Source organism: Suttonella ornithocola (genome assembly GCF_001889065.1).
Taxonomy (GTDB): domain Bacteria; phylum Pseudomonadota; class Gammaproteobacteria; order Cardiobacteriales; family Cardiobacteriaceae; genus Suttonella_A; species Suttonella_A ornithocola.
In genome coordinates, this window is sequence record NZ_LWHB01000123.1 from 1 (window position 1) to 11,259 (window position 11,259).

Consider the following 11,259-nt stretch of genomic DNA (forward strand, 5'->3'; position numbering starts at 1 on the left):
TACAAACCATTGCTCAGCCTAATTTACTAGCAACAACAACTGATATGAGCAATGATGAAGTATATGAACTCACTAAAGCCATTTATGAAAACCTACCTTTTCTACAAGGCATCCATTCTGCTACCAAAGCCATGTCTTTAGAAAAAGCCATTGAAGGCTTACCGATGCCTTTACATCCCGGCGCCGCACGTTATTACAAAGAACAAGGCATTAGTATTCCTGAGCGATTACTGGTCGATTAAAAGAAAAGGCGGTAAAAAACCGCCTTTTTAATAGTAAATTCATCAAAAGGCGAAAAATAGTCGCATTAAATCAATATGAATTCTTCTTACGTTACCTTAAAAGGCTATTTATTTGTGCCTGATGAAGATTTAGCGGCTGTTTGTGAGGCTTTACCTTTACATATTGCATTGAGCAATGCAGAAATTGGTTCTTTGCATTTTGAAGTAACACAAAATTCCCAAAATCCTAACCGTTTTAAAGTCTATGAATGCTTTGTTAATCAATCGGCTTTTTTAGCCTATCAAGCTAGACTAGCAGCTTCTCAATGGACCAAAGTTAGCCAAAACGCTACTCGCCATTATCACATCCCACCTAATAATGATAAGGAGAACCTTTCATGAATCCGCTGTTATTACGCGAACCAAGCGATGAACATTTATCACGTTCTGCGCTTATTTTGTTCAACATATTAGCGCTAAGCCTAGCTATTTTTAGTATTGCTAATGCTTTTTATCCCTTGGTTTCCGAAACTCAGCGCAATATGATTTTGGGCATGGGATTTGCGGTCGCTTTAGCCATTGCGTATTTTATGTGGATAGAAAATGCTGTTTATGCGCGCCAAGCAGCGCAAGAGCCAATGTTTACGATGATTGGTTGGGTAGCGGCTTTTGTCTTATTGGTTGGCTTACTAGAGTTAACGCGTCGCACTACTGGTTGGGTTATTCCTATTCTCATGTTGATTTCTATTACCTATTTAATCGGTTGGTTTAAATGGTTGCCGGAGATGTTTCGATTTGGTGGGCTAACGATGCAAACCGTGCTTTTCCGTTCTATTTATGGCGATGATGCGCTTTTTGGTTCTATTGCTTCGATTGCGGCAACGTATGTCTTTCTCTTTATTATTTTTGGCACATTCTTATTGCGCGCAGGCGCGGGTGATTTTGTGGTTGATTTAGCGCGCGGAATTGCGGGACGCTTTGTTGGCGGACAAGGTTGGGGAGCCGTTATTGCATCAGGTCTGACTGGAACAATTTCAGGCTCTGCTGTTGCGAACACCGCTTCAACAGGTGTTATCACGATTCCACTAATGAAACGCGCAGGCTTTCCCGCTAAATTTGCCGCAGGCGTAGAAGCGGCGGCTTCAACAGGTGGACAAATCATGCCACCAATTATGGGCGCAGGTGCATTTGTTATGGCATCTACCACGCAAATTCCTTACGAACATATTGTCGCAACCGCATTTTTACCCGCCATGTTATATTTTCTCTCGGTAGCGATGTTTGTGCGGATTGAGGCGAAAAAGCAAGGACTACAAGCCATCAAAGAAGAAAATATTAAGCCACTCTCACAAGCGATGAAAGAGCAAGGCGCAAGCTTTATTATTCCAATTACATTACTCATTATCCTTTTGGTAAAAGGATTTACGCCTACTTATGCGGCTGTTTTCGGTATTATCGCTATCATTGTGTCTAGTTGGTTTACTAAAACCAAAATGGGCTTTCGCGCTTGCATAGAAGCGCTTATTAGTGGTAGTCGTAGCATGATTATGATGGGGATTTTATTGATTGCGGTTGGTATTATCGTAAACATGATTTCTACCGTAGGCATTGGAAACAAATTTTCTTTGATGATTTCTACTTGGGCGGATGGTAATCTTTTGATTGCGATTGTGCTCATTGCCTTAGCATCTCTTATTCTGGGCATGGGGTTACCCGTTACCGCCGCTTATATTGTATTGGCAACCGTTTCCGCGCCCGGACTACGCGATATGATGATTGATGCACAATTAGTGCAAATTATCGCTGACGGAACGCTTGCAGAAGCAGCAAAACCTTTCTTTATGCTCGCTGACCCCTCCATTGGCAATGTGTTAAATGCACCGATGTCGCTTACTGACGCGCAAGCATTATTTGATAAGTTACCCGCTGATATTTTACCAGGCATTCGTGAACAAGCTGTTGATGCGCGTTTAGCAGAAATGGCGTTATTATCAGCGCATATGATTGTCTTTTGGTTATCGCAAGATTCCAATGTAACGCCACCAGTGTGTCTAGCTTCTTTTACCGCGGCGGCAATTGCCAAAACCCCACCAATGGCAACAGGATTTGAAAGTTGGAAGCTCGCAAAAGGGATGTATATCATGCCAGTATTGTTCGCTTATACGCCATTTTTATCAGGTAACTTTTTACTAAGCTTTGAAGTCTTTATCTTTGCTTGTTTTGGTGTCTATGCCCTTGCAGCAGCGATGCAAGGCGCAATGGAGCGTCCTCTAAGCTGGGCGTGGCGCATACCCTTAGGAATAGTTGGAATATTATTACTCTATCCAAACGATAGCTTACGCATCATAGGATTAGTCAGATTTTTGATTCTGTTTATCCTACATTTAAAATACCTTAAACTGGCAGCACCAATAGCTACACAAGTTTAATATCATCTAAAAACAGAAAACAACGGTTAAACGCTTACTACATCGGTAAGCGTTTAAATTTTAACTAATAATTAGTTATTAACCAGAGTATTATAGCAATTAAAGCCGTGATAACTGTTGCCCAACCACCTAGTAAATAACGCGGAATACGATGTGTTGGAATATAACCAAATCCTCTTACCAATGCCGCGCTCATCGACCAAAACAAAAACATAGCAATACGATGCGAAACATGTGGATTTTTTTCTGGCACAATCAACATTGGCATAATAGATAAAGAAATCATCAACAAACTGCCCCAAAACAGAAGGAAAAAGTTTGTTTTTACCGTAGGAGGATTAGCTTTAGACATCATATAAACTCCTCAATGATAGCTAGATTGCAAAAAACACATACAGAGATAATCCAATAAAAAACGGAAAAACAGTATGTTATTTTTATATTGTATGTATTTTTAGAGAACTCTGCTACATCACAATGCCGCTATTGATAAATGTGTTTTTAACGCGTGTTGTAGCCAAATAAACATTTTTCTCTAATAAGAGCGGCTATCGCTTCTGGTACAGAATTTTCCCATCCTTCTCTATTATGCTGAATAGCCGTCAGAACCTCACGAGATTTAATATGGAAAAGCTCTGCATGACTGTCATTGATAGGTCTAATATAACCATTTGTTGTTAAATGCTGATATAAATACTGTAAACTTTCCGGTAATTCAATATTCTGACAAGTAATTTCCTCGCCATCATCGCCTAATTCTGGATAAGCATAAACAATCGTATTATCAGGAAATAACTTACCAAATCCCTCTAAAATACCGCCTTCAACCCCACGATAGAAATCCGTATCAAAAATTTGTCGCAACGCATCCATGCCCATCACAATCCCAATTTGCTTTTGGGTAAATTGACGGAAATACGCGCGCAAACGGAAGTAACGCACATAATCAGAAATCATCACATGATAACCAAGCGCCGTGAGCTGATCAACCCGCTCAATAAAATCACGGTCATTAATCTCTTCATTTTCACTGCTAAGCTGATTGAGCGTAATCTCGGCAAGACGCAAAGTATTATCCTCATCGACCCCTACCAGTTGCGCGAACTCTCGCATCCCTTGCTCCATCATATCTTCATTGAGAAGCGTATAAGGCTTAAAATTCCCACGAGTAACCAACACATTTTTCTTATAAAGCAACTCCGCAGGCACACGAACCTCGCCTTCAGGATTAAACATCACCGCTCGAGTTTTCCAAGAACGAATCAAATGCAAATTCAACAAACGATTATCTTGCTCCTCAAAATATGGGCCAAAAAACTCAATACTATCAATCTCTAACCGATCAGCCTCTAAACCATCCGTTAAGCTATCAATAATTTTTCTTGGATCGCTAAAATGGTAATAAGCGCTATGGATTAAATTAACGCCTAAAACACCCAATGCCTCTTGCTGCGCATTCGCATTATTATCCAACATCCTCACATGAACGATAATATCGCTTGGAGGTGCTTCTGGATACAGCTGCAAACGCACTCCACACCAGGCATGGCATTCATTATTACGATTAAAACTTTTTGCTGCTACTGTTGCCGCATACGCAAAAAACGTCGAACTTTTAGGTCGAGTATCTCTTACCCGCTCAATCACTTGTGAAAATTCTCGCTCCAACATCGCAAACACACGATTACGACTCACATATCGACGATTGGGTTCAGCACCATAAATCGCATCAGAAAACTGCATATCATAAGCCGACATCGTTTTTGCAATCGTCCCTGCCGCCGCACCCGCACGGAAAAACTGCCGAGCCACCTCTTGACCTGCACCAATTTCTACAATCGTGCCATATTTCCGCTCATCTAAATTTAGCTGCAACGCCTTATCTTGAGTGGTCTGTTCATTTTTCGCTGACATTATTCCCTAATCCTTCTCAAAAATACTAAAATGATACAGGATTTTTACTTACCTCGTAGCTGGCGTCAGCAGAAAACATGGTAAATTTCTCATTTTTTCTGCCAGAAAAATTCGCTATGATGAAAACATCATTTACTTAGGAGGATATATGGCTAACGTCTTACTATTTTTAACCGACGGCTTTGAAGAAATTGAAGCGCTTGCAACCGTAGATGTCTTACGTCGTGGAGAAGTGGATGTCAAAACCATTTCGCTGACGGGAAAACCAATCGTTACTGGCAGTCACCATATTCCTGTTCAAGCCGATCAACTTTTTGAGCAAACCAACTTTTCTGATGTAGATATGCTCATCATCCCCGGTGGAACAAAAGCCTTTAATGACTATCCCGCTTTGAAAGAAACCATTCAAACCCATTACAATAAGGGTAAAAAAATTGCTGCTATTTGTGCCGCGCCAATGGTCTTTGGCACAATGGGGCTTCTCAAAGGCAAAAAAGCCACTTGTTATCCAGGTTTTGAAGAATACCTAGAAGGCGCGGAAGTTCAAAAAGGTACTGCCGTTGTTGTTGATGGGCTCATTACCACTGGACGCGGCCCTTCACTGGCAATCTCTTTTGCCTTAGAACTTCTCGCTCAATTAACCACAAAAGAAAATAGCCAGAAAGTCGCCGAAGGACTGTTGATAGCGCAAAATAAATAATCGCTTTTAACCGCATTAAGCTTAATTAAAACCCAAGCCATTTCACATTATTGATAGTCTTCCTAATGAAGGCTATCAATAATCAAATAAAGCGAAAACCTCATTAATTATTCAAGAGATTATTTAAAAACTGCAAACCTTCTTTAGCTCCTAAGGATAGTCCGAGATGCTTATCATTAGTCACCTGATATTCATTCATATTAAAGGTGCGTTAAAATACTCACTATATACTTGAGAAAAATCCTAGACTTTAAAACCTTTTAATACATTGATATTGAGAAAAGCAATTCTCTTTAGATGATTTGATAACATCCCTGCATTCTTTCCAAATTACTACCAGCTTATTCAATGACAGTAAATGCTTCTCCTCTGTCGCTTACAAGCTCAGAGTCACGATAGCGATCTTGTAAGACCGCTAGCGCAATATAATTTTCTTCAATAATTGCACTTTGCAAAACAATGGCCGCGGGATAATCACCTACTTTTAGCACTTCTCCCAAAACCGTAGGAGTACTTCCCGTTAACCGGGCTAAATGGCGTTTTATACCACCTTTGTAATGCGCTCGCGCAATGGCTTCTTGTCCAATATAACAACCTTTTTGATAGGATAATCCGCCATTCTTTTCTAAACCTAACATTTGCGGTAAAAATTGATCCGCTGTTTCTGCATAGATTTCGACAAATTCCGCTTGAATAAGCGCTTGGCTACTTAAATCGCCTAATCCACCTAAATATAGCTTTGAATGCTCTAATATCACTTTTCGACTATTGTCAGAAAGCGATTGTAATTGTGTTGTTTCATCACGTGAAATTTGCACATCCTTATGCAAAGCAAACATTTTCAGACGTTTTTCTAAAAATTCTGCGCGTTCTTTTAATAGGAGCAAACGAAAGGTCTGGGCAATTTTTATTACCCACATCGTTGCCAATACTTTTCCTTGTGGTGTGCAGTGCGCAGCAGGCAACCAACTATCCGGTGCTAAAGAAGAAATATCAGCTGTCAGTTGTCCTTGCAAGAATTCTTGTGCATCTTTACCTGAGATAACAAATTGTATTCGTTTTATTTTATTAACCATTTATTTTTAAGCGGTTTAATATATTGAAAGATTGGCGTATTATAACAGACCCTTACTATTTAATAACGTATGGAACTCATATGATTGAAAATGATAATAATTCACAAAAAGCTTCTCCCACCTCTGATACAGTTCCACCTTCAGAAGAGCAACCCACCGCTCAACCTGATGAAATTGGAGGACCTAAAGGACTAGAACCTACGCGTTATGGCGATTGGGAGCGCAAAGGTCGCTGCATTGATTTTTAATCTATCATCTATTACTTAAGAGGCAATCATGAATAAAGATAATCGTCCACTTTCGCCCCATTTGCAGATTTATAAATTGCCTATGGCTGCGAAAATGTCTATTTTGCACCGTATTACCGGCGTTGTTAGTTGTGCTGGTTTAGTATTGCTGACTATTTGGCTAGCAATGACAGCAACTGGCGAAACTGGTTGGCATGATGCAAATAAGCTATTCCATAATGCACTTATTGTTCTCATTCTTTTTGCTTTTTCGGGCGCTCTGATTTATCACCTATGCAATGGTATTCGCCATCTAACCTGGGATGCTGGTAGTAAACATCTCACCATTGATGGGGTCAAAAAATCAGGAAAAGTTACTTTAATTGCAACGGCAGTCCTAACTTTGGTTCTTTGGATTGGCATTTGGTGGTAAGCAAGGAGAATTTATGAGCATTTTAACCGCTTTAAAACAAGCAAAAGGATTGGGTTCTGGGCATAATGGTACCCATCACTTTATCGTACAGCGTTTAACGGCTGTTATGTTGATTCCTTTAGTACTATATTTCCTTTATGCCATTATTCTATTAACCGGTGCAAAGACATTCGCTGATGTTACCCATTGGTTCGCCAACCCTTTTAATAGTGGTGTTTTAATTACTTTTTTAGTTACCGCTTTTTATCATGCCGCTTTAGGCTTACAAGTCGTAATAGAAGACTATATTCATTGCGAGAAAAGCAAATGGCTATTATTAATTGCAGTTCGTGGATTAGGTGTTTTATTCGCCATTATTGCTGTCGTTTCTGTTTTGCGCTTAGCCCTTGCTTATTAAAAAGAGAGAAAATTCATGAGTCAAGAATATAAAATTCATCATCATAGTTATGATGTTGTTGTTGTTGGAGCAGGCGGTGCAGGTCTGCGTGCTACCTTTGGCATGGCACTCGAAGGCTTAAAAACAGCGTGTGTTACAAAAGTTTTCCCTACTCGCTCACATACGGTTGCTGCACAAGGTGGCGTTGCTGCTGCATTAGGTAATATGGGCGAAGATAAGTGGCAATGGCACTTTTACGATACGGTTAAAGGCTCTGACTGGTTGGGCGACCAAGATGCGATTGCCTATATGTGTCGTGAAGCTATCCCAGCCATCATTGAACTTGAGCATTATGGTGTTCCTTTCTCTCGTACCAAAGAAGGAAAAATTTATCAACGTCCGTTTGGTGGAATGACCACAAATTTTGGGGAAGGACAAGCGCAACGAACCTGTGCAGCAGCCGACCGCACAGGTCATGCAATGTTACACACTCTCTATCAACAAGCGCTCAAACATCATGCAGAATTTTTTATCGAATATTTTGCAACTGATTTATTAATGGGCGAAGATGGCAGCTGTCGCGGCGTAATCGCATTAGACTTACAAACTGGTGAGCTACACGTCTTTAATGCGCAAATTGTAGTATTAGCAACAGGCGGTTATGGACGCGCATGGTTATCATGCACTTCTGCTCATACCTGTACCGGAGACGGTAACGGCATGGTATTACGCGCTGGTATCGCCTTACAAGATATGGAATTTACCCAATTCCACCCAACCGGTATTTATGGTTCTGGATGTTTAATGACAGAAGGTTGTCGTGGAGAAGGTGGCTACTTAACCAATGGTGAAGGGGAACGCTTCATGGAGCGTTACGCACCAACTGCAAAAGATCTTGCTTCTCGTGATGTCGTTTCTCGTTCAATGTCGATTGAAATCCGGGAAGGTCGTGGCGTTGGTAAACATAAAGACCATATTCACCTACACCTTGAGCATTTAGGTGCCGATGTTATCCATAAACGCTTACCCGGAATCGCTGAAACAGCACGTATTTTTGCAGGCGTAGATGTGACAAAAGAACCTAGCCCAGTTATCCCAACGGTTCACTACAACATGGGCGGTATTCCAACCAATTATCATGGTGAAGTTGTCCAACTTAAAGACGGCAATCCAGACAACGTAGTGCCCGGATTAATGGCAATTGGCGAAGCAGCTTGCGTATCTGTTCATGGGGCAAACCGCTTAGGTTCTAATTCCTTATTAGACTTAGTTGTTTTTGGTAGAGCAGCAGCGCATCGAGCACGCGAAATCGTCAAACCAAACAGTAAGCCTGAGCCAATCCCAGCAGCAGCATTAGAAAAAGCGCTTGATCGCTTTGCTAGCATTCATCATGCGCGTGGAGATGTTTCTAGCTTCGAAATTCGTCAAAATATGCAGCGAACTATGCAAACACACGCAGCCGTTTTCCGAACCTCTGATAGCCTCAAAGAAGGTGTAGAAAAAATGGATAAAATCTTCCATGATTTTGCAAACATTAAAATTGCAGATGAAAGCCTGAATTGGAACAGCGACTTGGTTGAAACCTTTGAATTGGCCAACCTCCTTTCTTGTGCACAAGTTTCTATCGTGGCAGCTGAAAACCGCCACGAAAGCCGAGGTGCTCACGCACATGAAGACTATCCAGAACGTGATGATAAAAACTGGATGAAGCACACGCTCACTTGGCTTGATAACGACGGTAGCGTTCGCATTGACTATCGCCCTGTCCACGATTACACCGGCACAGACGACGTCGATTATGTTCAACCGAAAAAACGTGTGTACTAAAAAGGAAAATCATCATGGCAGAATTCAAACTTCCTGCAAACTCAGTTGTTAAAGAAGGTAAATACTACCCCGCACCAGCAGATGCTAAAAACGTCCGTACCTTTAAAATCTATCGTTGGGATCCAGGTAAAAACGAAAATCCGCGCACCGATACCTACGAAATCGATATGGATGACTGCGGACCAATGGTGCTTGACGCTCTACTTAAAATCAAAAACGAAATCGATAGCACCTTGACTTTCCGTCGTTCCTGTCGTGAAGGCATCTGTGGTAGCTGTGCGATGAACATTGATGGCACCAATACACTTGCTTGCATTTGCGCAACCGATAAAGTTGAAGAAGGCAAAACCGTTAATATCTATCCTTTACCGCATATGCATGTTGTTAAAGACCTTGTGCCTGATTTAACCCATTTCTATGCACAGCACGCTAGCATTAAACCTTGGCTACAAACAGAAACACCTGCACCAGAACGTGAGCGTCTTCAAAGTGAAGAAGAACGCGCTAAACTCGATGGACTTTATGAATGTATCCTTTGTGCTTGCTGCTCTACTTCATGCCCAAGCTATTGGTGGAACGGCGATAAATATCTAGGACCCGCAATCCTATTGCAAGCTAATCGTTGGATACAAGACAGTCGCGACGAAGCCACGGGTGAACGCCTAGACTTCCTAGAAGATAGCTTCAAACTCTATCGTTGCCACACCATTATGAACTGCACCAACACCTGTCCAAAAGGACTTAACCCCGCAAAAGCCATTGCGGAAATCAAACAAAAGTTGATTGAACGTCAAGTCTAGTAACAAATTAAAAGCGAGCAAATTAAACATCTGCTCGCTTCTAAGGTTAATTTCTAGTATAACTGAATGAGTTTAGCTTACATACAAACCGATAAGATGCAGTAGCGCGCATTAGTACGGTAAGCCAAACCAACGGTATGTAAGTTAAAGACATTTAGCTATAGTGGTTTAAAAAGTATGCTCATCACAAACCCGAGCATAATTAATATAGCTCTAGACTAGCAGAAACACAAGCTGCTACTCTAGAAAAATGGGCAAAGTGGATATTGAATTAACGTTGTATGCATTTTTTAGAAAGTTGGCTATAACAATTTTGAGACCTTTGCAAAAAATATAAAATAGAGAAATTTCAATTTTTAGTAGTGGTTTGAAAAGTATGCTAAACATACTCTTACAAAAAATACTTCTTTTAATATATTGATATCTAAATGCTTAACTGCCATTGGATTATTTGATAATATTCCAGCATACTTTTCAAACCACTACCTAAAATCATAATGTTAATTTTTCTACTAATAGCAAAAATTAGTATAAAACGGAATTTTGCAAAGATCTCAAACTGTATTATATAAAAATAAGGCATAGACAAATATCATCTATAGCCTTATATAAATACAGAAAATATTATATAAGTATGTATTAATTATTTAACTCTATTCTCTAAATTAGATAAATCAGTTTCTTCATCTACGGTTAAATCTGAACTTAATTTTTCTACTATCTTATTTCCTATTCCTTTAACCTTAGCTAAGTCGGCAACACTAGAAAATTGTCCATTTTCTTCACGATATTCCACAATAGATTTTGCTTTAGACTCGCCAATCCCTTTTAACAACACCAACTCATCTACTGTTGCTGTATTAATATTAATTTTTGCAAAAATAGTGGTACTTATTAAAGCTAAAACTAAACAAAAAAACTTTTTCACTTAGTACTCCTTTTCAAATCTATTAAAATGGTAAGAAATAATACTAATAATAGAATTAAATTAAAAGAAATTTATCTTTATAAGAAATTACATATATAGTCAAATCACTTATAATCCAATCTATCCAAAGCAGATATAAAGAGCAACTTGTAGTAGAATTATCAAAAACAAACTGAGCATATCCTATGACCTACTGCCGCCAATTCCGACAGAAAATTCTTAACGATATTGCTAATGGAGAAACTTGGCGCGCTGTTGCAAAGCGCTACAAGATCAGCAAATTCACCGTCTATAGCTGGATTAAAAATCCCCATCCTAAAGGCTTTAC

14 protein-coding genes are annotated in these 11,259 nt (G+C 40.0%); 10 read left to right on the plus strand and 4 right to left on the minus strand.

Annotated elements, in window-relative coordinates:
• The 3 genes from A5N85_RS09335 to A5N85_RS09345 all read left to right on the plus strand — a co-directional run.
• Positions 1-242: TAXI family TRAP transporter solute-binding subunit (locus tag A5N85_RS09335; RefSeq protein WP_143143244.1), on the plus strand; the 242-nt coding region annotated here is incomplete at its 5' end.
• Positions 243-317: 75 nt separating this feature from the next.
• Entirely contained in the window at positions 318-623 is a 306-nt protein-coding gene (locus A5N85_RS09340) for a putative quinol monooxygenase (RefSeq protein WP_072576987.1), read from the plus strand.
• Positions 620-2,650 (plus strand): TRAP transporter permease, encoded by a 2,031-nt coding sequence (locus tag A5N85_RS09345; RefSeq protein ID WP_072576988.1) that lies wholly within the window; start codon positions 620-622, stop codon positions 2,648-2,650. Before A5N85_RS09340 ends, A5N85_RS09345 begins: the two co-directional genes overlap by 4 nt.
• A gap of 64 nt (positions 2,651-2,714) precedes the next feature.
• On the opposite strand, the gene A5N85_RS09350 is transcribed toward A5N85_RS09345, so the two are convergent.
• Together A5N85_RS09350 and A5N85_RS09355 are read right to left on the minus strand one after the other, a co-directional pair.
• Positions 2,715-3,005, minus strand: a complete 291-nt coding sequence (locus A5N85_RS09350; RefSeq protein ID WP_084601731.1) for a cyd operon YbgE family protein — start codon at positions 3,003-3,005, stop codon at positions 2,715-2,717.
• Between the two features lie 146 nt (positions 3,006-3,151).
• The gene (locus A5N85_RS09355; protein WP_072576989.1) at positions 3,152-4,564 is read right to left on the minus strand and encodes a nicotinate-nucleotide adenylyltransferase; all 1,413 of its coding nucleotides are present in this window, start codon (positions 4,562-4,564) and stop codon (positions 3,152-3,154) included.
• Between the two features lie 148 nt (positions 4,565-4,712).
• Between A5N85_RS09355 and A5N85_RS09360 the strand changes: the two genes are divergently transcribed.
• Positions 4,713-5,264 carry a DJ-1 family glyoxalase III gene (locus A5N85_RS09360; protein ID WP_072576990.1) on the plus strand — a complete coding sequence of 184 codons (552 nt, stop codon included), beginning with the start codon at positions 4,713-4,715 and terminating at the stop codon, positions 5,262-5,264.
• Positions 5,265-5,605: 341 nt separating this feature from the next.
• On the opposite strand, the gene ygfZ is transcribed toward A5N85_RS09360, so the two are convergent.
• Positions 5,606-6,340: a CAF17-like 4Fe-4S cluster assembly/insertion protein YgfZ gene (gene ygfZ, locus A5N85_RS09365; RefSeq protein ID WP_072576991.1), complete on the minus strand. Its 735-nt coding sequence runs from the start codon at positions 6,338-6,340 to the stop codon at positions 5,606-5,608.
• A gap of 80 nt (positions 6,341-6,420) precedes the next feature.
• Between ygfZ and A5N85_RS09370 the strand changes: the two genes are divergently transcribed.
• Genes A5N85_RS09370 through A5N85_RS09390 form a run of 5 tightly spaced genes read left to right on the plus strand, consistent with a single transcriptional unit; the run spans position 6,421 to position 10,003 of the window.
• The gene (locus A5N85_RS09370) at positions 6,421-6,588 is read left to right on the plus strand and encodes a DUF1674 domain-containing protein (RefSeq protein WP_072576992.1); all 168 of its coding nucleotides are present in this window, start codon (positions 6,421-6,423) and stop codon (positions 6,586-6,588) included.
• A 28-nt stretch (positions 6,589-6,616) separates the two neighbouring features.
• Entirely contained in the window at positions 6,617-7,000 is a 384-nt protein-coding gene (sdhC, locus tag A5N85_RS09375) for a succinate dehydrogenase, cytochrome b556 subunit (RefSeq protein WP_072576993.1), read from the plus strand.
• A 13-nt stretch (positions 7,001-7,013) separates the two neighbouring features.
• Positions 7,014-7,397 (plus strand): succinate dehydrogenase, hydrophobic membrane anchor protein, encoded by a 384-nt coding sequence (gene sdhD / locus A5N85_RS09380; protein WP_072576994.1) that lies wholly within the window; start codon positions 7,014-7,016, stop codon positions 7,395-7,397.
• A 15-nt stretch (positions 7,398-7,412) separates the two neighbouring features.
• Positions 7,413-9,203, plus strand: a complete 1,791-nt coding sequence (gene sdhA / locus A5N85_RS09385) for a succinate dehydrogenase flavoprotein subunit (protein WP_072576995.1) — start codon at positions 7,413-7,415, stop codon at positions 9,201-9,203.
• Between the two features lie 14 nt (positions 9,204-9,217).
• Positions 9,218-10,003, plus strand: a complete 786-nt coding sequence (locus A5N85_RS09390; RefSeq protein ID WP_072576996.1) for a succinate dehydrogenase iron-sulfur subunit — start codon at positions 9,218-9,220, stop codon at positions 10,001-10,003.
• A 643-nt stretch (positions 10,004-10,646) separates the two neighbouring features.
• Here A5N85_RS09390 and A5N85_RS09395 read toward each other — a convergent pair.
• Entirely contained in the window at positions 10,647-10,931 is a 285-nt protein-coding gene (locus tag A5N85_RS09395; RefSeq protein ID WP_072576997.1) for a ComEA family DNA-binding protein, read from the minus strand.
• A gap of 185 nt (positions 10,932-11,116) precedes the next feature.
• Between A5N85_RS09395 and A5N85_RS17690 the strand changes: the two genes are divergently transcribed.
• On the plus strand, positions 11,117-11,259 hold a 143-nt coding region (locus A5N85_RS17690; RefSeq protein WP_143143245.1), incomplete at its 3' end, for a helix-turn-helix domain-containing protein.